Source organism: Pseudoalteromonas maris (assembly GCF_049257235.1).
In the GTDB taxonomy this organism is placed as follows: Bacteria; Pseudomonadota; Gammaproteobacteria; order Enterobacterales; family Alteromonadaceae; genus Pseudoalteromonas.
In genome coordinates this window covers 426173-449723 of record NZ_JBMMUF010000001.1, presented here as the reverse complement: position 1 = coordinate 449723, position 23551 = coordinate 426173, and the positions used below count along the sequence as shown (strand labels likewise).

Below are 23551 nucleotides of genomic sequence, written 5' to 3'. Positions count from 1 at the left end.
GTCATCGACTATGTCGTTTGCCAGTGCCCTAGCAATAGTAGCTAGTGCGCTACTCACCAGCGGCTGCGTATCTACACAAAATGAAACTGTGGTTGAGAACGACCCCTATTATGCGCCTATGTATCCGCAAGAAGCACCGGCGAGCATGACCACCTCCGGTGGCTTGTTCAACCCGATGCTCAGTAATGATCTTTATGCGGATAAAAAGGCATTGCGCACGGGCGATATCATTACCGTGGTGTTACGCGAGTCAACACAAGCGTCGAAAACAGCGAAAACTGAAACCGACCGAGAAACGGACATTAGCTTAGATCCGGTCATTGGTTTAGGCGGTAACCCTGTGAATATCGGCAATGATAGCATTGGGCTTGGTGTGGGCAGTAGTAACTCCTTTACGGGTGAAGGTAAGTCCAATCAGTCAAATAGCCTATCGGGTAATATTTCCGTGAATGTGATGCGCGTTTTACCCAACGGTAACTTGGTCATTCGCGGTGAAAAATGGTTGACGCTCAACACCGGACAAGAATTCATTCGTTTGGAGGGCATTGTTCGCCCTGCTGATGTCAGTGCGGGCAATACCGTCGAGAGTAACCGTATCGCCAATGCGCGTATTCAGTACTCAGGTAAGGGTGATATGCAAGAAAGTCAAAGTGCTGGCTGGCTATCGCGCTTCTTTATGAGCACGCTGTTCCCGTTCTAAGGAGAATGATTATGCAATGGCTAAAAGTAATTTTAGTGTTATCACTGAGCGTCATATCAACCACAAGCTTCGCAGAGCGCGTCAAAGATGTTGCTATGGTTGAAGGTGTGCGTAGTAACCAGCTAGTAGGTTATGGTCTCGTTGTTGGTTTGCCGGGAACGGGTGAGAAAAACCGCTATACGCAACAAAGCTTTAAAGCCATGCTCAATGGTTTTGGCATCACGCTTCCTGCAAACTTACAACCAAAAATTAAAAATGTTGCTGCGGTGGCGGTGCATGCGGATATGCCAGCCTTTATAAAGCCGGGGCAAACAATGGATGTTACCGTTTCATCTATAGGTAGCGCACAAAGCTTGCGTGGCGGTACCTTGTTACAAACTTTTCTAAAAGGTGTTGATGGTAATATTTACGCCATGGCACAGGGTAGTTTGGTTGTTGGTGGCTTGGGAGCACAAGGCCTTGATGGTAGCCAAGTAGTGATCAATACCCCGACGGTAGGGCGTATTGCTAATGGTGCAACGGTAGAGCGTGCTATCCCGAGTCCATTTACCCAAGGCGATTTTATTACTTTTAATCTAAATCGCCCTGACTTCACGACTGCCAAACGCCTCTCAGACACCATTAATAACTTGGTGGGCCCAGATACCGCAATGGCAATGGATGCTGCGTCGGTGCGAGTGATGGCACCTCGAGATGTATCTCAACGCGTCGCATACCTATCGACGCTCGAGAATCTAGAATTTGAACCGGCTGATAACGCAGCCAAAATCATCGTAAATTCACGCACTGGCACGATTGTTATTGGTAAGAACGTGAAGCTCCAACCTGCGGCCATCACCCATGGTGGGCTTACTGTTACTATCTCTGAGAATCAAGAAGTGTCACAGCCTAACGCATTGGCAGGTGGTGACACTGTGGTCACTAATCAAAGCATTATTGATGTGCGCCAAGATGACTCGCGGGCGTTTGTCTTTGACCCCGGTGTGAGTTTAGATGACTTGGTGCGGGCAATAAATGAAGTAGGTGCTGCGCCCGGTGACTTAATGGCGATTCTTGAGGCGCTCAAAGAAGCAGGGGCAATTAATGGCCAGTTGGTGGTGATTTAAGCTCCCACGCACAGATACAAGTAACTGTATTGACCAACCAAAGCCCGCGACTGCGGGCTTTTTGGTATGTATATTGCAAAGAATTCATTATGTCGTCACAAGATTGTCAGCATGATGGATGCAAATCAACTACAACAGCAAAGTGTTTTTGACTTAACTAGCTTGGATAAGTTGCGCCAAGACGCCCTAAAACAGCCCAAAGGCAGTGATGGCGAACGTCAGGCGTTGAAGCAGGCTGCACAGCAATTTGAATCTATCTTTACACAAATGCTGCTCAAAAGTATGCGCCAAGCGAATGCTGCGTTTGAGGATGAAAATAACCCATTCAACGCTAGCAGCGTCAAATATTTTCAAGATATGCATGATCAACAATTGGCCAGTGAACTCTCAAATAATGGTTCCTTGGGACTTGCTGACTTAATCGTGCAACAACTCTCGCCGCAGCAAAATAACTTTATGCCAGCAAGTGCACTTCGCGGGGGGCAAAAGTTTGCACCTGATGCATCGTTGCCAAGTGCTGAGCAACCAGCCAAGACAAAACGCTCATCTGAAGCGCAACAACAGCAAGCACCATCATTTACTAATGCTAAAGAATTTATTGACGGTGTTTGGCAGTTTGCTCAGCAGGCGGCTGAAAAAATTGGTGTTCATCCAGGTGTGATGATTGCTCAAGCGGCGCTCGAGACTGGTTGGGGTAAACATATTATTACTGCGGCGAATGGCCAAAGTTCTAACAATCTTTTCAATATCAAGGCGCACCGAGATTGGCAGGGCAGCAGCATTGCCAAAACCACCGTTGAGTATGAACAAGGTGTGGCGGTGAGAAAAAAAGAGCCGTTTCGGGTGTATGACTCATTGCAGCAAAGCTTTGATGACTTTGTTTCTTTTTTGCAGTCAAACCCTCGTTATCAGCAGGCGTTAGACGTAGCAGACAAACCAGCTGCTTTTATTGATGCCATTAGCGAAGCGGGTTACGCCACAGATCCACATTATGCGAGCAAGGTTAAGAGGGTGCTCGCACAACCTGAATTAAAGGCTTTGGTAGGCGATCTACTAGGCCTTGGAGACTAAATCATGTCATTTAGCTTACTTAATATTGCCAGCTCAGGTATTCGTGCAAACACAGAGTTGCTCAATACCACGAGTAAGAACATTGCTAACGTTAATACCGAAGGGTATGTGCGTGAGCGCACTGAGCACAGCACCATATTTGATAACCAAGTTGGTCGTGGAGAAACCTTTCGTTTGCTCAATGAGTTTGCTCAGCGCCAGTTAAACCGTGATACCTCCAACCGCTCTTTCTTTGAGCGTTTTATGGAAGAGGCGCAGCGTGTAGACAGCCAGTTTTCAGAAGAATCAAACAGCTTGTCGACACAGCTAAACGGTATGTTCAATAACCTGCAAGAGGCACTCAATCAGCCCTCGAGCAGTGTGACCCGCTCGTTGTTCTTTACTAATGCGCAAAACTATGTGGACCAATTAAACCGCCTTGGCGGCATGGTTGCGCAGCAGCAAACAATCGTCAATGATCAGGTGTCAATTCTTGCTGGCGAAGCCAACGAGCTCATTGAAAAAATCAGTGAGCTTAATATCGAGATTGCTGGTGTACATGGTACTGACGCCCAAGATCAAGCCAGCACCGTGTATAACGAGCGCGACAAAGCGATTAAAGAGCTGTCTGAACTCATGAACGTTGAGACATTAGACGGACAAAATGGCGAAAAGCTGGTGTTTATGAGCACCGGTGAGGCCATTGTTATGGAAAACGGCACTTTTAACCTGTTTTCGTTACGTGGCGACCCTGATCCTAACCTTAAAGAGTTGCGATTGGATGTGACAAAAGGCGACGCCATCAGTTTAGAAGTTGATGCCAGCGCACTGAGAGGGGAGATTGGTGGCATATTAGCGTACCGCGACGAAGTACTTATTCCTGCGCAAAATCAGCTTGGCCAACTCGCACTGTCGCTAGCGGATGCCTTCAATCAACAGAATCACCTCGGGATGGATGCCAACGGCGAAATTGGTGAAGACCTCTTTATTTTACCCACTGCTAACGGCTTGGCGCACACAACCAATACAGGGACAGCTGATTTGGTCGCATCGCTAGAGCCTGGTTTTGGTGCCAATATCCCCGCTACTGATTTTCGTATTACGTACACCTCAGCGACCACCGTTGAGATTGTACCTTTGAATAACAAAGGTGAACCTGTTGGTACACCGTCAACAGCGGATATTGTTGCTGGCGTCATTGACTCAACAACGGTCACCAGTGGTGAATCTTTTGGCTTGCAAATCAATGTGACTGGTGCCGGTGCCGCAGGGGATGAATTTGATATCAAGCTCAATGCTGCAGCTGCAACGCAAATGGAGTTGGCGACAATGCGCCCTGAAAAGTTGGCGTTAGCTTTACCTATTCGTACCTCCACCTCGATAAACAACATTAGTGAAGCATCCATCTCACCAGGAGAAGTGACTGATATTGCTAATTCGACGGGGATCACAATAGGTCCACCACCGAGCTTAACCAATGGCCCAATCACGTTAGTAAAAACAGCCAATTCCAATGAATACAGCATTACAGATGGCAATGGCACCACAACATTTACCATTACACCGCCTGCTGACAATATCTTGGCGCAAGCGGGAGCTCCTTATAATACCTATGGCTTCGACTTTAATATTGAAGGCTCACCCCAAGCAGGTGATGAATTTACGCTAGAGTTCAACACCGGTGGCTTTGATGATAACCGTAATGGCTTAAAGCTCTCAGGATTACAATCGCAAGATTTGGTGCGTGAGAATGTGTTGTCCTCTACCACGGCAGATAACCTAAAAACATTCAATCAAGCATTTGCGGGTATCGTGACTGATATTGGTATTGTTACGGATCAAGCAAAAACCAGTTTTGCTGCGTTTTCGGCATTAGAGGATCAATCAAATGCGTGGTATGAATCCATGGCGGGGGTGAACTTGGATGAAGAGGCGGCAAATTTGTTACGTTTCCAACAGAGTTACTCAGCGTCGGCGCGTATTTTAACCACCGCGCAAACCGTGTTTGACACCTTACTTAGCTCAGCGAGGTAATAGCTATGCGTCTTTCTAACAACCAGATTTTTCAAAAAGGCCTCAACAGTATTCTAGAGAGTCAATCTAAGGTGTCGCGCGCGCAAGAGCAAATTAACTCGCAGCGTAAAGTACTCACTGCGTCGGATGACCCATCAGCGATAACTCGTGCCATTTTGTATGGAGACGCCATTGAAACCAATGAGCAGCTCACCAAAAACCTTAACTTGTTGACCAGTCGTCTAGAAACAGAAGAAAGCGTGCTATCTAACATTAAAGATTCTATTCAGCGTGCACACACCCTTACCATTCAAGCCGGTGATGGCGCGTTGTCTGAGCAAGATAGAGAAGGCTTAGCGCAAGAACTCAAAGCGCTGCAAGCAAACATTCTTGATTTGATGAATGCCAAATCTGAAGATGGGAAGTTCATTTTCTCGGGCTACCAAGATAATAACCAAACGTATCAGTTTGACAGTGCCACAGGGCGGTATGTATATGGTGGTGACCAAGGCCAACATGCGGTAACGGTTGCCCAAGGCGTGAGCATTAAATCATCGGATAATGGCTTTGATGTATTTGAGAAAGTGCCAGCCCGCCTTAATATTACCAGTAATACGGCGACTACAGCAGGTGGCGTAACTGCAGCAACTGCCTATATAAAAGAGCAAAATGCCTTTAACCAGTTTCACCAGCAGTTTTACAATTCTGACCCAGCAGCCCCAGCGACTGCCAATACCATGACTGTTGATATTGCTGCTGGTGCGCCCGCGACCTATCAAGTGTTGCAAGATGGTGTCCCAGTGGTTCCTGCAATAACGGGGACCTATACTCCTGGGCAACCTATTAAGCTTGGAGGAATGGAAATTAAACTTCAAGGAGCTGTGCCTGGACAAGTTAGTTTTGATTTGGCGCGACCTGAGCGTGAAAATGTTTTAAATACCTTGGAAGATTTGATCGCAGGAGTGACAACTAAAGGGCTTAGTGATGATGACTATCAGCAAGTGTTGGCGGATGGGCTGGTACAACTAAGTAATGCGCTCAACCAAGTTTCATTGACTCAAGCTGGCTTAGGAGGTCGACTAAACACTGCGCAACGTATTCAAATCTCAAATGCCGATGTAGATATTAATAATAAATCGGCACGCGCAGACTTGGTTGAGGTGGATATGGCGGAAGCGGTAACAGAGCTCACTCGTCAAGAAACGGCATTGCAAGCGTCACAAGCAACCTTTAATCGATTATCAAACCTTTCCCTATTTGACTACTTAAGATAATAATCCAGTTTCACAACAGGCCCGTAAGGGCCTTTTTTAATTATTCACTAATGCGTACTCATGTGAAATACATAACAAATCAGCCCATCTCCACATGATTTGTTTATTTAATTTAAACTTAAAAACAACTACTTATAAAAAAATTCAAAAAAATCCTAAAGGAAAATAATTGCCGCCCGATAACCTAAGTAACTTAAGCAAAACGTCAAAAATACAAGCTTTCGCTCAAGATTTGACAGTTTGAGAGTAAATTAACAGTTTACTGGGAGAAATATCATGGCACTTTATGTAAACACCAACGTAAGTTCACTAAACGCACAACGTCAGTTGATGAATTCAGGTCTACAGTTAGACACGTCTTTCAAGCGTTTATCATCAGGTCTTCGTATCAACAGCGCAGCTGATGATGCAGCGGGTCTACAAATCACAAACCGTCTTGGCTCACAAATCATGGGTCTAGACCAAGGTAACCGTAACGCGAACGACGGTATTTCTCTAGCGCAAACTGCTGAAGGTGCGATGGAAGAAGTAACCAGCATGTTCCAGCGTGTTCGTGTACTTGCTCAACAAGCAGCAAACGGTTCAAACACTGATGAAGACCGTTTGGCACTTCAAGAAGAAATTCGTCAACTATCTTCAGAAGTTAACCGCGTAGCGTCAGATACAACGTTTGGTGGCCAAAACTTACTGGATGGTACTTACTCAGCATTTTTCCAAGTGGGTGCGGATGCAGTTCAAACAATCGGCTTTAGTATGCAATATGTGGGTGCTACTGCTAACACAATGACAGCTAACGGCGGCTTCACGCTTTCAGGCATCGCGGGTATTGCATCAGCAGTAACAGGTGCGGCACTTTCTGATGGCGTAGCGGGTGTGAGTGAAGCAGGTGGTACAGCTGCAGCGACTACTTACAACTTCGCAGGTGTATTTACTGAAACAGGTATCAGTGTATCAACTCAAGGTAACGCGCAAGCAGTTATGGCGGGTATGGATGCGTTGATTGCAGTAGTAGATAAGAAGCGTGCAGAGCTAGGTGCGGTACAAAACCGTTTCCAATCTACAATTCGTAACCAAGCAAACGTTTCAGAAAACTTAAGTGCAGCTAAGTCTCGTATCAAAGATACAGATTTCGCGGCAGAAACTGCAAACCTAACTAAGAACCAAATCTTACAGCAAGCTAGCCAAACAATCTTGAGTCAGGCAAATCAGCGTCCTCAAGCGGCACTTAGCTTACTAGGTTAATAGAAAGAACAGCGCCCTTGCTGATGGGGTATTGGCAAGGGCGCTTATATTGGATTTTAAAGCGGAAGCTAATTGCTAAAAAAATCCTTAAGTTGGTAGAGCGTCAAAACGCTGACCAACTTATCCCAGTATAAGCAGTTATTATGCCAATGTAATTAATTTATTATTGGCAGCCAATTTCACTCTCAAACATTAGGGCCTTTTTAGGCCCTTTTTTCATTTTGGCGCATTTATTGCTCAGTACTCTACATACGCAGCTAGCGTGGACAAAAACGGCAACTAATTGCCCAGCCCTGTGCTGACAGCGGCGTAAAGTTACCGCCACTTAACTTTGTTGGCGAGAGCATATCGCCGCGTGCAGCGGTTAATGACAAATAGAGAGTGAAGAGAGGCTATTATGGCTTTATATGTAAATACTAATGTCAGTGCGCTAAATGCACAGCGCCAACTGTCGACTTCAGGTAATGCACTAGATACGTCGTTTAAACGTTTATCTTCTGGTTTACGCATTAACAGCGCCGCAGACGATGCGGCTGGTCTGCAAATTTCAGATCGACTGCAAACGCAAATCCTTGGTTTGAACCAAGGTAACCGAAATGCAAATGATGGTATTTCACTCGCGCAAACCGCTGAAGGTGCGATGGAAGAATTGACGTCTATGTTCCAGCGTATTCGAGTGTTAGCGCAACAAGCCGCGAACGGCTCCAATACTGATGAAGACCGCTTGGCACTGCAACAAGAAATTCGCCAATTAGCTTCTGAAACAAACCGAGTGGCATCTGATACGACATTCGGTGGTCAAAATTTGCTTGATGGTACTTATTCAGCATTCTTCCAGGTCGGGGCTGATGCAGTTCAGGTGATTGGTTTTAGTATGCAGTACGTAGGTGGCACGGCTAATTCAATGACTGCTAATGGCGGCTTTACTATCTCGGGTATTGCAAATATTGCCTCTGCAGTAAATGGTGCTGCTTTATCAGCTGATTTAGCAGGTGTGAGTGAGGCTGGTGGCTCAGCAGCTGCGGGTGCGTGGAACTACGCAGGTGTATTCACTGAAACAGGCATCAGTGTGTCGAGCCAGGGTAATGCACAAGCCGTTATGGCAGGTATGAATGCTATGATCGCTGTTGTTGATAAAAAGCGTGCTGAGTTGGGTGCGGTACAAAACCGTTTCCAGTCTACGATTCGTAACCAAGCAAACGTTTCTGAAAACGTTGCTGCGGCAAAATCACGAATTAAAGATGCCGACTTTGCGTTAGAAACAGCACAATTGACGCGAAATCAGATCCTACAACAGGCAAGCCAGACGATATTAGGTCAGGCGAATCAAAGGCCACAAGCGGCTTTGAGCCTATTACAGGGTTAGTAAAAAATTAATTTAAAGTTTTTTTAAAAAAAAAAGCTAAAGCTTTCGCTTTATTCGTCGATAAGAGATTAGAGAACTGTAATTTTAGGGCTCTAAACCTTAAAGGGTTTGTAACTGGGTAGGGGTATCCCGTTGCACTCCCTCTTGTCAATAAAGCGGAGGCTAATATGGCTTTATACGTAAACACTAATGTGTCTTCATTGAATGCTCAACGGCAGTTAATGACGTCAGGTAATGCGCTTGATACTTCTTTTAAGCGTTTGTCTTCAGGTCTACGCATCAACAGCGCAGCTGATGATGCAGCGGGTCTGCAAATCTCAAACCGTCTAGGTAGCCAAGTTAATGGCTTGGAACAGGGTAACCGTAACGCCAACGATGGTATTTCACTTGCTCAAACTGCTGAAGGTGCGATGGAAGAAGTAACGAGCATGTTCCAGCGTGTTCGTGTTCTTGCACAACAAGCAGCAAACGGTTCAAACACTGATGAAGACCGTTTGGCACTTCAAGAAGAAATCCGTCAACTAGCTGAAGAAACAAACCGTGTTGCTTCTGATACAACGTTTGGTGGTCAAAACCTGTTAGATGGTACTTACTCAGCATTCTTCCAAGTGGGTGCGGATGCAGTTCAAACTATTGGTTTTAGTATGCAGTATGTGGGTGCAACAACCAACACTATGACAGCTAACGGCGGCTTCACGCTTTCAGGCATCGCGGGTATTGCATCGGCTGTAACAGGTGCGGCACTTTCTGATGGCGTAGCGGGTGTGAGTGAAGCTGGTGGTACAGCTGCAGCGACTACTTACAACTTCGCAGGTGTATTTACTGAAACAGGTATCAGTGTATCAACTCAAGGTAACGCGCAAGCAGTTATGGCGGGTATGGATGCGTTGATTGCAGTAGTAGATAAGAAGCGTGCAGAGCTAGGTGCGGTACAAAACCGTTTCCAATCTACAATTCGTAACCAAGCTAATATCTCTGAGAACCTATCTGCAGCACGTTCACGTGTTCGTGATACGGACTTCGCAGCAGAAACAGCGGCGTTAACGAAAAACCAAATCTTGCAACAGGCGAGTCAATCTATCCTAAGTCAGGCGAACCAGCGTCCTCAGGTCGCTCTGTCACTTTTAGGCTAGTAGAGTGATTATGAGCCATAACTGACCGACGTGGGGTTATGGCTTATACTCCTACTTAGTGATGTTGGAGGATCCCCATGATAGAGATTAAACCAAATCAAGATGTGGCAAGCATTTTGCAAAAGGTTCCTGTGCAAAATCGCCAACAAGACACGCAAACTGAGGACTCAAATCCAGCACCTCAGGATGTAGCAAAAGTGCCATTGAGAGTCACTGAGCCTTTAGCTGAGACTAATGAAACGGACTCTAAGGCTAGCTTTGTTGAGCAAGTTACTCAGCAGCAACAAGAGCGCATGGAAGAACTTAAGGAAAGCTTAGAAAAGCTCAATGAGTTCATCCCCATTCGTTCTACTAATTTGATTTTTGAATTCGATGAGCTTGGCGATCCACCAGTGATTAAGGTGGTTGACCGAGACAGTGAAGAGGTTATCCGTGAAATACCTCCTCGCGAATTCAGAGAAATGGCTAAAGCTTTAGAAGATTTTGCCGATAAATTAGATAACCGCGGGATGATATTCAATCAGTCTGCGTAATAGCAGTTTTTTTAGGAGGTTTACATGCCATTAATCACATCAGCCGGCGTAGGTTCAGGTTTGGACTTAGAGAGTATCATAAGTGCGTCTGTTGAAGCTGAAAACGCTCCTAAAATGCTGTCTTTCATTAAACGTGAAGAACGGCTTCAAGTTGAATTGTCTTCGATAGGAGCAGTGAAGTCTGCGCTGTCGCAATTAAAAGACATCATGGAGAAGCTCTCAGATCCAGAAAATTTCAACAACCGTGTTGCCAACATTACGCAGCCAGCAAGCGGTGATATTATTTCTGTCTCACCTTCTAGCGACATCACCCCTGGTGATTTTGACGTCGAAGTGATGCAGCTTGCACAAGGCAGCCGAGCAATGTCGGCAGCAGGTGCATTTGCCGACTCAACGGCGGTTGTTAGTGCCAGCGGTGGCACACTTAGTTTTGCTGCTGGAGCCAATAGCTTCGATTTAACCGTGGATGCAGGTGCTACTCTTAGCGACTTGCGTGACGCCATCAATAATTCTGCTGATAACTTCGGCGTAACGGCTAACATCATCAATACGGGCACCGAGTCAAAGCTAGTGCTCACTTCTAATGAAACAGGCTCAGGCAACGATTTAGTAATCACCAATGACAATGCTGAACTGGATGCGGTATCTACGGTCGCCAACGCAGGTGGCGCGGGAGGTATGAGCATCGCTGCGGGTGATGAAGCCAAAGACGCCATTATCGAAGTCGATGGCATTGAAATTGTAAACGATAGCAATGTATTTATTGACGCTGTTCAGGGGATGACTATCACCGCTAAGCAAGTGAGCGAGGCCGGGGAGACAGCGCAATTGAATATTGCAGTTGATCGTAAAAGTGTAACGGAACTTATCGATAAGTTTGTTGAAAGCTACAACAATCTAGTTGGCACTATCGCTTATCATACTAGTTATGATGACCAAAGAACTGTGGGTCTTCGTGGTGATGGTACTATGCGAACTCTGAGTGACCAATTAATCAGCACTCTATCTTCAACGTTAACCGATGCAGGCCCATTTACCAGTATTTTTGATATCGGTTTGACCGTTGACAATAAAGGTTACCTTGAGAAGTCGAGTCTAGTACGTAGCTTAGATGAAGCAATGGATTCTAACTATGATGATATTGGCAAGGCATTTGCAGGAACTGATGGAGTTGCCACAAAGCTAGATGAATTATTGGGTGTTTTTGTTGATTCAGGCGGCATTTTGAAAGACCGAGAAGAAGACATAAACAACCAACTTGATGACCTTGAAGATGATGTGGCTAATCATGAATATAGAATGCAAGAACTTGAGGTGCGTCTTCGTAAACAATACTCAGGCTTAGATGTATTACTGGCACAGATGCAGTCGACTCAACAGTACTTGTCTGCGCAATTAGCAAGCTTGCCTGGTTTTAAAACCTCGAAATCTTCTTCGTAAATAAGGCGGTAAATTATGTACAACGCGAAAGTAAAGAACTATCAAAAAGAAGCTTTGAAAACGCGCCTAGCAGGTGCTGATCGTTACGAAGTAATCCAAATATTGATGGCGGGGGCACTGGAGAAGCTGGTGCATGCAAAAGTTGCGATAGAGCATAAAAACCTTGAAGCCAAAGCAGAGCACTTGGGAAAGGCGTCTTCGATTATAGATGCATTACGTGGTTGCCTAGACTTTGAAGCTGGCGGTGAAGTGAGTGAAAACTTATATGCCTTGTATTCATACATGCTCGACCAGCTAATCGACGCCACTGTTGAAAATAATGCAGCAAAAGTTGAAGAAGTCAGTGTGTTACTGAAGGAAATCAAATCAGCATGGGATGCTATCCCAGCAGATGTGCGTCACCAGACACTAAACACAGAACCAACTCAAGCGAGTGTCAATGCGAGATAAAAAGCATTCGAGTGCACCAGTTAGTCGGGCACTGACTTTGGCACTTGAAAAATCAGACATTGATGGCGCACAGCGTGCGCTTGAACAGTTGAGTGAGGTGATTACAAATCTGACCCAGCAAGAACTGCTAGAGCATCAAGCGTATTTTGCCGCTCTGAATGAACAAATGATTGGCGCTATTGCCACGCTCACCAAAGACAAAGAAGCTGCGAAGCAGCAGTTGTCGCAATATAAAGCCAATACGAATAAGCTTAAAGCCTACTCAAAGTAACGGGTAGGCACTTGGCACTTTACTTGCTTTACGCTAGTTTATTGTTATAACAGTCAAAAATGACGAGTGATCAATACATGGCAAATCAGCAAGACGAATTACAGACGCTGCTCTCTCAAGCCGAAGAATCAATAAAGCAAAGCCAAGAACACCAACAACGCGAAGCGCTTTTTGCGCAGCAAGCCAATGAACGTTTTGCGAAAAACCTCAGTGCATTCGAAAAATTTTATCCCGATATTGCGCAAGCAATTAGTCAATTCCAAACCAGAGAAGACTTTTGTCTGCACGTAACTAAATCTGGACACGGCAACTTTGTTCCTCAGGGCGAGAAAGTGCCGCTTTACAGTGAAGATCCCATTGCTCAAACCATAGCCCAAGTAGATAAATATACGCAAAAGGCGAATTTTGGTCGCACTGATTACACGGGCGCTTCACCCTGGGAAAGTGACGACTCCCGATTACACATACAATTTATGCGTCGTCTAAGTGAGGCACTTTCACGAATCGACACTCAACAAAATAAACCACTTCGCTCGTTACCACCGCATTACCCTACAGCACTGATTTTTGGTATCGGTCTGGGCTACCACATCCCTGAATTGATGAGCCGTCATAGCTTTGATTACATGTTTATTTGCGAGCCAGATTTAGAATTATTTTTTGCTAGCCTTTTTTGTATAGACTGGCATGACATTATCACCAAAGTGGATGAGCAAGGCGGTTGTTTGTTCTTGAGTTTAGGTGTTGATTATGACGAATTTTTTGACGAAATTTACCGCATAGCGAATGAAATTGGTTCATTCTCTGCGATTAATAGTTTCTGCTACCAGCATTATCCATCAGTCAAAGTAAATGAGTTAATAAAGTCATTTTTTGATAACTACTATCAATTGCAACAAGGTTATGGCTTTTATAACGACGCCATAACCGGACTGGCCCATGCGGTACTCAATGTAGAGTCGGGTGCAAACTTTCTGTTCGCAACTGAGCAAGCAAAAAAATTGGTCAGTGATACGCCAGTATTTATTGTTGGTAATGGGCCATCGTTGGATGAGGCCATAGACCTTATCCGTGAGAATCAAAACAAAGCAATTATTATTGCGGCCGGTACCGCGCTGCAAAGTTTACTCAAAGCAGGTATAACACCTGATTTCCATGTTTTAGTGGAGCGGCCAAAAATAACATACGATATTGCTAAGGTGATTGAACCTGAGCAAGGGTATGGTGATTTGAACCTACTTACAGTCGATGTCATGTACCCAGATGTATTGGGTTTGTATAAATGGTCAGGAATAGGGCTCAAGGGTCCAGAAGCCGCAACGGTTTTCTTATCTTTATTTAGCTATATAAACTATGGCATGTCTATCACAGAGTTAATCGCCAGTAGTCCATTTGTGTCTAATACGGCGCTGTCATTTGCTGCCATGATGGGCTTTAAGGACATTTACATGTTGGGCATCGACAATGGTTATCACCTCAGTGGCCAAACGCACTCAAAACTGTCTATTTATGAGGAAAAAGACAAACCGATGGAAGTGCTCGAAGGCGCAAATATTCGCCTTGCTGGCAACTTTGATCATGATGTTATGGCTACCTCGCTTATGGCCATGTCAAAGGCAAGTTTTGACAGGTTACTGACCGCGTTGGGGGATAAAGTACACGCATACAATGTTGGTAACGGTGCAAAATTACGTGGGGCTACGGCCATTCGCGAAAGTGACGTGATACTCACATCAAAAATCGATGATAAAGAGACGCTCGTTGAGAACATTAAAACGACTTTCTTTAAGCCGGTGGACTTTGGCGATATCGAACAACTCATGAGTTTTGATGAGTTTGATGAGTTGTGTGATTACATCATTGATTTTGGGACGCGACCAATTACCACACGAGACGAAGCAAATGCAGCGCTAAAGGCGCAACAGCGCGTTATTTACGCCTTTAAGCAATCTAAGGCGCCACACCTTTTCCAAATGCTCAAAGGCACATTGCTTTATTTTCATTGCCCCATGATTTGTTTCTTGTATCAGTTTGAAGATGAGCAAGAGACTTTGAAACACTTTCATGAAGTGCATTCGTTATGGTTAGAATTTGTTAAAGATGCCAAAGAAGACTTCCGCAAGAATTGGCGCACTAAGTGCACGTGGACAAAGCCACAGTACGAGAACTATAAAAAGGATTCATAATGGACGTCTTGAAGTTAGTTCATCGCAGTCAGCCTTTGTTTAGCAATGATTTGCAGGCATTTGCTGATGAACTCTCCGACAAAGTCGCACAGTCACGGTTTTTGGTGCTTGGTGGAGCGGGAACCATAGGGCAGGCGGTGAGTAAGGAGATTTTTAAACGTCAGCCTAAGGCTCTGCATATTGTTGATATTAGTGAAAACAACATGGTTGAGCTGGTGCGTGATATTCGCTCGTCTTTAGGTTATATCAAAGGGGACTTTCAAACCTTTGCGCTAGATATTGGCAGTGTCGAATATCAGGCATTTATCAATGCCATGCCTCATTATGATTATGTATTGAACTTATCTGCACTGAAACATGTGCGCAGTGAAAAAGATCCATTTACTTTGATGCGCATGATCAACACCAATATTTTTAATACCGAATCGACCTTACGCCAAGCGATAAACTCTCATGCACAAAAGTATTTTAGTGTGTCTACGGATAAGGCTGCCAATCCAGTAAATATGATGGGTGCGTCAAAACGTATTATGGAAATGTTTCTGATGCGTGGAAGTGAAAATATTCCAGTTTCAATGGCGCGCTTCGCTAATGTTGCTTTTAGTGATGGTTCGTTATTACACGGTTTCAACCAAAGGCTATTAAAAGCGCAACCCTTAGTGGCTCCCAGTGATATTAAACGGTACTTCGTCACTCCAGAGGAGTCGGGTCAATTGTGCCTAATGTCCTGTTTGTTAGGTGATAATCGAGATATATTTTTCCCAAAACTAAGTGATGAATTGCACTTACTCACTTTTTCCGAAATAGCACAAGCCTATCTGCAGCAAAGAGGTTACGAGCCGGTATTATGTGAGTCAGAGCAGCAGGCTAGGGAGTTGGCTGAAACACTACCACAACAAGGAAAATGGCCCTGCTTATTCACCCAGAGCGATACAACGGGTGAAAAAGACATTGAAGAGTTTTACACGCATACCGAAACACTCGATATGTCACGGTTTGAAGATTTGGGTATTGTTAAAAATAACGCCAATTATGATACCGATGAACTTGAGTATTTCACGGAGCAAATCAACGCAATGAAGCAAAAGGGACACTGGCAAAAAGTTGACCTTGTTGAGCTGTTTTGTCATCTGATGCCAGAGTTTAGTCATGCCGAGGTCGGTAAATATCTGGATGGTAAAATGTGATGAGTTCCACACAGAGTCTTATTCGTTTTGTCAGAGAGTTTTACCAAAGCAATGAGTTTATTCCACTGCATGCTCCTCATTTTAACGGCAATGAGAAAAGCTATGTGCTTGATACGATAGATTCAACCTTTGTTTCCAGTGTGGGTGCGTATGTCGATCTGTTTGAGCGTCAAGTTGCGGAATTTACGAATGCTTCGAGTGCAATCGCGACCGTCAACGGGACGGCGGCATTGTACAGTGCTCTGTATGTTGCAGGAGTGCGACCAAACGAGCTCGTGATCACCCAAGCTCTGACGTTTGTCGCAACGTGTAATGTGATTGCCCAGCTTGGTGCTCAGCCTGTATTTGTTGATGTGGAGCGCGCAACATTGGGGATGTGCCCACGTGCATTAGAGACGTTTTTAGATCAACACTGTCACCTTAAGGAAGGTATGTGTTTTCACTCAAGTGGTTCACGTATTGCAGCGGTTGTACCAATGCATACCTTTGGTCATCCTGTACAAATACATGAAATTAATCGTGTTTGTGCTCGGTTTGGTATTACTGTCGTTGAAGATGCTGCGGAAAGTCTTGGCTCGTTTTATAAAGGTCAACACACTGGCACCTTTTCACCTTTTGCTGCATTGAGCTTTAATGGTAACAAAGTGATCACCACAGGTGGTGGTGGCATGGTGCTATGTGAGTCACAGGAAGTCGGCAAGCGCGTGAAACATATCACGACCACTGCAAAAGTGGCCCATGCTTATGAGTTTTATCACGATGAGCTTGCGTTCAACTTTCGTATGCCAAATATTAACGCGGCATTGGGTTGTGGGCAGATGGAGCAATTACACGCTTATCTAAGCGCAAAGCGTGCGTTGGCGCTGGCTTATCAAGCGCATTTTGATGGCAGTGAGCTAGAGTTTGTCTGCGAACCAGAGCACGCCCAATCGAATTATTGGTTAAATGCAGTTATCTGTGCGGATAAGCATCATCGAGATGAGTTCCTTGAAATGACAAATAAAGCGGGAGTGATGACCCGTCCTGTATGGCAGTTGATGCACACACTGCCGATGTTCAAAAATGCCATTCGAGGACCATTGGATATGTCTGTTTGGTTGGCAGAGCGCATTGTAAACCTACCCAGCTCCGTGCCCACCGTATCGGAGGTGAAATGAAAAAAATAGCCATAGTTACCGGTACTCGTGCAGACTTTGGGTTATTGTGCCCAATCATTTTAAAGCTACAACAACACCCTCAATTTGACACCTGTGTCTTCGCATGCGCAAGCCATTTGTCTCCAGAGTTTGGGATGACAATCAATGAGCTAAAAGCGAATTCAATAAACAACATAAGGCCAATTGAAATGTTGCTGTCATCGAGTTCGAAAGTTGGAGTTGCAAAATCTACCGGCCTAGCTGTCATTAGTTTTACGGATGCGTTTGCTGCTGAACAGCCCGACTGTGTCTTGGTATTGGGTGACCGTTATGAGATTTTTGCAGCGGCACAGGCAAGCTTTTTCCTTGATATACCGATAGCCCATATTCATGGCGGCGAAGTAACCGAAGGCGCATTTGACGATGCTCTGCGCCATTGCATTAGTAAATTGGCAAGCGTGCATTTCTGCGCCGCTGAGCAATTCGCCGAACGCCTTGAGCGGCTGGGGGAATTTCCTAAAAGCATTCATGTTGTTGGTGCGCCTGGAGTGGACAACATTTTGAGTGCACGAGGAGCCTGTGAATCAGAGGTGGCTGATGTTATCAACTTCCCCTCACAATCACCTTTGGTGTTGGTTACCTATCATCCTGTGACGCGCGGTGATGCGAGTGAAAATGATATCACGCCACTGCTTACGGCCATTGAAAACCAAACACAATTTAATTTTATTGTCACTTACCCTAACGCAGATGGTTTGGGCGCACAGATGATTAAACAGTGGCAAAAGCTAGCGCATCTCCCTCATGTTCGCCTTGAGCCCTCGTTAGGGTTTAGGCGTTATCTCACAGTTATGTCTCATACTGCTTGTGTGTTAGGTAATTCATCAAGCGGTATCATTGAAGCGCCGAGCTTTCATGTGCCTACTGTCAATATCGGCTCTCGTCAGGACGGTCGCCCTCGCAGTGCGAGCATCATTGATATTGAGATGGAAAGTAAATTAGTTGAAGAAAGTTTGCAAAAGGCAACTAGTGAGGAGTTTAAACAACTCTGTCAGCAAGCAACTAATCCATACGGACAAGGTAATAGCGCAGAGAAAATCGTTGAGATACTCGCTAGCATTGATTTTAACACTCTGAGTAAAAAAGGATTTTATGAACAGGAGCAGGTTCATGAACGGTAGAACCTTAATTATCGCTGAGGCGGGTGTGAATCACAACGGCGACCAGGAAATGGCGCTTGAGTTGATACGTGAGGCACACAAAGCCGGTGCAGACATTGTTAAATTTCAGACTTTCAAAGCTAAAAACTTAGTTACAGCAGGAGCTGAGCAAGCCGCGTATCAGTCCGCCAATATGGGGAAACAGGAATCCCAGTTAAGTATGTTAGAGCGCCTCGAGCTTAGCTATGAGCACCATCATGCATTAGTGTCATTGTGTGACACGCTTGGCATTGAATTTTTATCGACGGCTTTTGACTCAGAGAGTTTGGCATTTTTGACCCAAGAGCTTGGACTCAAAAGGCTTAAAATCCCCTCTGGGGAATTAACAAATGCGCCGCTATTGTTAGAGCATGCACAATGTGGCTGCGACTTAATTGTATCTACAGGAATGGCAACACTCGCTGAAATTGAGCAGGCACTCGGGGTGATTGCATTTGGTATGCTGCACCCTAAAGCGCATGCTGGCAATGAGATAGCGTTTGCACAGGCTTACGCCAGCACTGAGGGGCAAGCTCTACTTAAACAAAAAGTAACGTTACTGCACTGCACAACTGAATATCCTGCGCCATTAGATGAAATAAACCTCTGCGCCATGAATACTATGAGTCATGCATTCTCTCTAAAAGTAGGGTATTCCGATCACAGTGATGGTTGGGTTGTGCCTGTGGCGGCAGTTGCCAGAGGAGCAACCGTCATAGAGAAGCACTTCACCTTGGACCAATCATTACCTGGACCAGATCATAAAGCCTCTTTAGAGCCTGACCAACTTGCCAATATGATTTGTGCTATCAGACAAACAGAAGTCATTTTGGGAAATGGTATTAAAATGCCAACTGTAAGTGAGCTTGGTAACAAAGAGGTCGCACGTAAAAGCTTAGTTGCAGCACAGAGCATCAAATGCGGTGATGTGTTTAGCGAAAGTAATCTCGCAGTTAAGCGCCCAGGTTCGGGTATGTCTCCGCATAAATACTGGTCATTACTCGGTGTAAAAGCGTCTAAAGACTATAACATCGGTGATTTACTCGATGAATAACTCACGCGTTATCATTTTGGGTGCAGGTGGCCATGCGAGTGTTCTGGCGGACACGATTATGCGCGGTACGCAGGATATAGCAGCGGTTATTAGCCCGAGTAAAGTGCATAGCCCCATTCTTACACACCTCAAACACTGTTCATCTGATGACCAACTTAAACACTTTGACCCACGAACCCATGAAGTTGTGATCGGTGTGGGTCCTCGGGTGCACGGTGATGTTAGACCCCAACTGGTATCTTTTGCACAGGAACTTGGCTTTAAATTTGCAAAGGTTATATCTGAGGCCGCGTATGTGGCGGAACAAGTGAAGATTGCCGATGGCGTGCAGTTATTGCCTGCTTGCGTGGTAAATACAGGCGCAATAATTGCGGAACATGTTGTTGTGAACTCACGCGCCTTAGTGGAGCATGACTGTTCTATTGGCGCTTTTTCGCATATAGGCCCAGCAGCCGTATTATGTGGCGGTGTAAATCTTGGCCAACATGTGTTTGTAGGAGCCGGGGCGGTTATTTTACCCGGCGTGCGTATTGCCAGCCACACTATCATTGGTGCTAATGCGTTAGTAGACAGAGATATTGACCAGCCGAGCACCGTATATGGTGCGCGCGCAACCGTCCAACAAAGGAGCAGCACATGAGCTTTGCTTGGCAGAAAATTTTATTAGGTCCATCGCGGCCACTCAGAGAAGCGCTGGAAGTGATCAATACCCAAGCCTCTCGGGTTGTTTTGGTTGTTGATGAAAACCAGCAACTGAAAGGAGTGGTTACTGACGGGGATATTCGTCGTGCTTTATTGCAAAATTTAGGGTTAGACGTACCGCTGTCGCAAGTAATGAACACCAATCCCATTATTGCCGCTAAAGGAACAGACAAGGACAAATTGATCGACATCATGGAAAATAAAGGGATTTTATCAATCCCGATTGTCGACAATGGCAAAGTGGTAGGTCTTGAGACGCTTCAGCAGTTTTTAAGCAAACCTAAATATGATAACCCGGTATTTCTAATGGCTGGAGGGTTTGGGACTCGGCTTAGGCCTCTGACCGATGACTGCCCAAAACCTATGTTGCAAGTAGGCAGTAAACCAATCTTAGAAACTGTGTTGCAAAGTTTTGTTAAGGCGGGATTTCGGAACTTTTATATCTCCACTCACTATATGCCCGAGCAAATTGAAGATCATTTTGGTGATGGCAGTAAGTGGGGGGTGAGTATTAAGTACGTGTACGAAGACACGCCACTTGGTACTGGTGGTGCGCTTGGTTTGTTACCCAAAGACTTACCAGATGACTTGCCACTGATCATGATGAATGGCGATGTGCTAACCAAAGTAGACTTTGCGCGTTTATTAGAGTTCCACTGTGATAATCAAGCTGACGCGACTATGTGCGTGCGCGAGTATGAATACCAAATCCCATATGGTGTTATTAACGGCCAAGGAAACCGTATCATTGATATGGAAGAAAAGCCCATTCAACGCTTTTTTGTCAATGCTGGGATCTATGTGGTATCACCACAAGTTGTTAAGTCAGTGCCTTACAACTTCAATATTGATATGCCTACCATACTAGAACAACAAATCGACATTAATAAACAGGTGTTGATGTTCCCGATCCACGAGTATTGGCTTGATATTGGTCGTATGGATGATTTTAACCGGGCACAAATTGATATCCGAAGTCTTGGGTTGAGTTAATGAAAACATTGGCAGTGATTGGTCTTGGCAATATATCCAATCGTCATCGACGTAACTTAAAAGCACTGTACCCTGATGCTCAAGTTCTTGCCATGTCGGCGAGTGGTCGGCCAATAACGAGCCTTCCTCAATGCGCGGATGCGATGGTAAGTAATGTTGACGAACTCGTTGCTGCAAGGCCTGACCTCGTTATAATCGCATCCCCCGCACCCATGCATCACTACCATGCTCAAGTACTGCTCAAAGCGGGAGTGGCATGTATCGTTGAAAAACCATTATGCGCTGATAGTACTCAAGCCAAGGAACTGATGGATGCGCTTATAGGCGTAAAAACTCCTGTGGCAGTGGGTTATTGTCTGCGTTACATGCCAAGTGCAATCAAAATGAAAGAACTCGTATATTCAGGGGGATTAGGAGAGATATATTCGATCCACATCGAAGTAGGCCAGTATCTTCCTGATTGGCGCCCTGACACGGACTTTCGTCAAACGGTCTCTGCGCGCAAGGAGCTCGGCGGTGGCGCATTACTCGAGTTGAGTCATGAGTTAGATTACGCCAACTGGCTTTTTGGGCCTTTAACTCCGCTGCAGGCCACTATTAAGCACTCTAAAACACTGAAACTTGAAGTGGAAGACCTTGTGGATGTTGGGTTTGCAAGCCAATCCGGCGCCCATCTTCATATGCATTTAGACTTTTTACAGCGCCAACCATCGCGCTTCTGTACGGTGCATTGTAGTGCAGGGAAGGTGCATTGGAATTTACTTTTAAATCGCATTGATTGGACCGATGAATCTGGTTTGATTCATGTTTTTGATTACCCAGATTGGCAAGCTAATGATATGTACATGGCGATGGTGCGTGACATGCAAAACAATATTGATGCACAACCGAATCAGTGCGTATCACTGTCACAAGCCGCTGAGGTTTTGGATTTGATAGATACTATTAGAAAGATGCAATCATGATACGTAATGCCTTTATTTTCGCTCGTGGTGGCTCAAAGGGACTACCTCGTAAGAATGTCTTGCCTTTGGCTGGAAAGCCCTTATTGGCTCATTCGATAGACAGCGCTAAACAAGCGGGGATATTTACAAGAATTTTTGTGTCCACCGATGATGCAGAAATTGCCAATGTGGCGCGACAGTATGGGGCTGAGGTAATAGACCGTCCTGCGCAGTTGGCACAAGATACATCATCTGAGTGGCTGGCGTGGCAACACGCTATCACATGGGTGCAAAGCAAATATGGTGCATTTGAGACCTTCGTAAGTTTACCAACGACCAGTCCTCTGCGCATCAAGGACGATATTATCGCTGCAGTTGAGCAGCTTAATGCAACAGATGCGGATATATGCATCTCGATCACACCAGCCTCACGCAGCCCATATTTCAATATGGTCACCCGTCAAGATAGTGGCGAGGTGCAGTTGGTGATAAACACAGACACTAAAGTGTTGCGTCGACAAGATGCCCCTGAAGTGTTTGATATAACAACGGTCGTGTATGCGGCCAAAAGTCGCTATGTTGAGTCAGGGAAGGGTGTTTTGTCAGGAAAGGTTACGAGCATTTGTGTGCCCCCTGAACGTGCAGTAGACATCGACACACAACTGGACTTCGATTTGGCACAGTTGCTAATTGCAAGACAGGAATCCAATTAATGAGAACAATAACTCAGCTTCAAGATATGACCCAACAGTGGGTTTTGATAACAGGTGGGGCCGGGCATGTTGGACGCGCTGCGGCGCATGCATTACTTGAGCTTGGCGCGAACGTTATCTTGCTAGACAGAGATAAACAATACTTAAATCAGGTTCATGCTGATGAGTTTGAACATGCTAAATCCGTGCATTGTGTGTGTTGTGAGCTCAGCGATGAGCAGAGTATTCACCTTGCAATGAAACAGGTTGCAAGTATTACTCAGGGCACACTTAATGTGCTGATCAACAATGCCGCATTCGTTGGTACAGATAAACTGACAGGTTGGTGTGTACCTTTTGAAAAACAGTCCTTTGAGACATTTAAGGCATGTTTAGATGTCAATCTCAGTGCCCCTTTTCTTTTGAGTCAATTGGCATTTGATTTGATGAAACAAACGCAAGGTGCGAATCGCAGTATCATCAACATTTCCTCTATTTATGCTGTAGTTGGCCCACAAATGGACATGTATGCAGGAACCGAAATGGGCAATCCCGCCGCGTATGCTGCGAGTAAAGCAGGGTTGATGCAATTGACTAAATGGATGGCTGCGAATATCGCTCCTGAGGTCCGCATTAACAATATAGTGTTGGGGGGTATTGAACGAGGGCAACCGCAAAGCTTCTTAGACAAATACAACGCAAAAGTGCCAATGCAACGCATGGCGACGGAGGAAGATGTCAAAGGTGCCATAGCGTATTTGAGTTCAGGATTGTCTAACTATATGACAGGACAGTCACTTTATTTAGACGGTGGCTGGACCGCTATTTGAAAATAGATTGTCACCGCTATTTGGCTATACTTATAGCTATGTGAGCTAGC

The 23551-nt window shown here is 45.2% G+C and carries 22 protein-coding genes; all 22 read left to right on the top strand.

Annotation, left to right across the window (positions count from 1 at the left end):
- Nucleotides 1-10 precede the first annotated feature (10 nt).
- A complete protein-coding gene (flgH, locus tag AAEU32_RS02195) occupies nucleotides 11-700 on the top strand; it encodes a flagellar basal body L-ring protein FlgH (RefSeq protein ID WP_421969048.1) in 690 nt (229 codons plus the stop codon).
- 11 nt (nucleotides 701-711) lie between these two features.
- Nucleotides 712-1806: a flagellar basal body P-ring protein FlgI gene (locus tag AAEU32_RS02190; RefSeq protein WP_421968889.1), complete on the top strand. Its 1095-nt coding sequence runs from the start codon at nucleotides 712-714 to the stop codon at nucleotides 1804-1806.
- Nucleotides 1807-1920: 114 nt separating this feature from the next.
- The gene (gene flgJ / locus AAEU32_RS02185; protein ID WP_421969047.1) at nucleotides 1921-2877 is read left to right on the top strand and encodes a flagellar assembly peptidoglycan hydrolase FlgJ; all 957 of its coding nucleotides are present in this window, start codon (nucleotides 1921-1923) and stop codon (nucleotides 2875-2877) included.
- 3 nt (nucleotides 2878-2880) lie between these two features.
- Nucleotides 2881-4890, top strand: coding sequence for a flagellar hook-associated protein FlgK (flgK, locus tag AAEU32_RS02180; RefSeq protein WP_421968888.1), 2010 nt, complete (start codon nucleotides 2881-2883; stop codon nucleotides 4888-4890).
- A 5-nt stretch (nucleotides 4891-4895) separates the two neighbouring features.
- A complete protein-coding gene (gene flgL / locus AAEU32_RS02175; protein WP_421968887.1) occupies nucleotides 4896-6143 on the top strand; it encodes a flagellar hook-associated protein FlgL in 1248 nt (415 codons plus the stop codon).
- A 276-nt stretch (nucleotides 6144-6419) separates the two neighbouring features.
- A complete protein-coding gene (locus AAEU32_RS02170; RefSeq protein ID WP_421968886.1) occupies nucleotides 6420-7385 on the top strand; it encodes a flagellin N-terminal helical domain-containing protein in 966 nt (321 codons plus the stop codon).
- A 397-nt stretch (nucleotides 7386-7782) separates the two neighbouring features.
- Nucleotides 7783-8751, top strand: coding sequence for a flagellin N-terminal helical domain-containing protein (locus AAEU32_RS02165; protein WP_421968885.1), 969 nt, complete (start codon nucleotides 7783-7785; stop codon nucleotides 8749-8751).
- A gap of 167 nt (nucleotides 8752-8918) precedes the next feature.
- Nucleotides 8919-9884, top strand: a complete 966-nt coding sequence (locus AAEU32_RS02160; RefSeq protein ID WP_421968884.1) for a flagellin N-terminal helical domain-containing protein — start codon at nucleotides 8919-8921, stop codon at nucleotides 9882-9884.
- 77 nt (nucleotides 9885-9961) lie between these two features.
- Entirely contained in the window at nucleotides 9962-10417 is a 456-nt protein-coding gene (locus tag AAEU32_RS02155) for a flagellar protein FlaG (protein ID WP_421968883.1), read from the top strand.
- Between the two features lie 24 nt (nucleotides 10418-10441).
- Nucleotides 10442-11857, top strand: a complete 1416-nt coding sequence (gene fliD / locus AAEU32_RS02150; RefSeq protein ID WP_421968882.1) for a flagellar filament capping protein FliD — start codon at nucleotides 10442-10444, stop codon at nucleotides 11855-11857.
- Nucleotides 11858-11872: 15 nt separating this feature from the next.
- Complete coding sequence (fliS, locus tag AAEU32_RS02145) at nucleotides 11873-12307, top strand: flagellar export chaperone FliS (RefSeq protein WP_421968881.1); 435 nt, start codon at nucleotides 11873-11875, stop codon at nucleotides 12305-12307.
- Nucleotides 12297-12578 carry a hypothetical protein gene (locus tag AAEU32_RS02140; protein ID WP_421968880.1) on the top strand — a complete coding sequence of 94 codons (282 nt, stop codon included), beginning with the start codon at nucleotides 12297-12299 and terminating at the stop codon, nucleotides 12576-12578. Before fliS ends, AAEU32_RS02140 begins: the two co-directional genes overlap by 11 nt.
- A gap of 77 nt (nucleotides 12579-12655) precedes the next feature.
- A complete protein-coding gene (locus AAEU32_RS02135; RefSeq protein ID WP_421968879.1) occupies nucleotides 12656-14764 on the top strand; it encodes a motility associated factor glycosyltransferase family protein in 2109 nt (702 codons plus the stop codon).
- The gene (locus AAEU32_RS02130) at nucleotides 14761-15951 is read left to right on the top strand and encodes a UDP-N-acetylglucosamine 4,6-dehydratase (RefSeq protein ID WP_421969046.1); all 1191 of its coding nucleotides are present in this window, start codon (nucleotides 14761-14763) and stop codon (nucleotides 15949-15951) included. The genes AAEU32_RS02135 and AAEU32_RS02130 overlap by 4 nt, the downstream gene beginning before the upstream one ends.
- Nucleotides 15951-17108, top strand: a complete 1158-nt coding sequence (locus AAEU32_RS02125) for a LegC family aminotransferase (RefSeq protein WP_421968878.1) — start codon at nucleotides 15951-15953, stop codon at nucleotides 17106-17108. The genes AAEU32_RS02130 and AAEU32_RS02125 overlap by 1 nt, the downstream gene beginning before the upstream one ends.
- The gene (neuC, locus tag AAEU32_RS02120; protein WP_421968877.1) at nucleotides 17105-18268 is read left to right on the top strand and encodes a UDP-N-acetylglucosamine 2-epimerase; all 1164 of its coding nucleotides are present in this window, start codon (nucleotides 17105-17107) and stop codon (nucleotides 18266-18268) included. The genes AAEU32_RS02125 and neuC overlap by 4 nt, the downstream gene beginning before the upstream one ends.
- Nucleotides 18258-19340: an N-acetylneuraminate synthase gene (neuB, locus tag AAEU32_RS02115; protein ID WP_421968876.1), complete on the top strand. Its 1083-nt coding sequence runs from the start codon at nucleotides 18258-18260 to the stop codon at nucleotides 19338-19340. Before neuC ends, neuB begins: the two co-directional genes overlap by 11 nt.
- A complete protein-coding gene (locus AAEU32_RS02110; RefSeq protein WP_421968875.1) occupies nucleotides 19333-19980 on the top strand; it encodes a NeuD/PglB/VioB family sugar acetyltransferase in 648 nt (215 codons plus the stop codon). Before neuB ends, AAEU32_RS02110 begins: the two co-directional genes overlap by 8 nt.
- Nucleotides 19977-21035: a nucleotidyltransferase family protein gene (locus AAEU32_RS02105; protein WP_421968874.1), complete on the top strand. Its 1059-nt coding sequence runs from the start codon at nucleotides 19977-19979 to the stop codon at nucleotides 21033-21035. The genes AAEU32_RS02110 and AAEU32_RS02105 overlap by 4 nt, the downstream gene beginning before the upstream one ends.
- Entirely contained in the window at nucleotides 21035-22000 is a 966-nt protein-coding gene (locus AAEU32_RS02100) for a Gfo/Idh/MocA family protein (RefSeq protein WP_421968873.1), read from the top strand. Before AAEU32_RS02105 ends, AAEU32_RS02100 begins: the two co-directional genes overlap by 1 nt.
- Nucleotides 21997-22692, top strand: a complete 696-nt coding sequence (locus AAEU32_RS02095) for an acylneuraminate cytidylyltransferase family protein (protein ID WP_421968872.1) — start codon at nucleotides 21997-21999, stop codon at nucleotides 22690-22692. The genes AAEU32_RS02100 and AAEU32_RS02095 overlap by 4 nt, the downstream gene beginning before the upstream one ends.
- The gene (locus AAEU32_RS02090; protein WP_421968871.1) at nucleotides 22692-23501 is read left to right on the top strand and encodes an SDR family oxidoreductase; all 810 of its coding nucleotides are present in this window, start codon (nucleotides 22692-22694) and stop codon (nucleotides 23499-23501) included. Before AAEU32_RS02095 ends, AAEU32_RS02090 begins: the two co-directional genes overlap by 1 nt.
- Nucleotides 23502-23551: the final 50 nt, after the last annotated feature.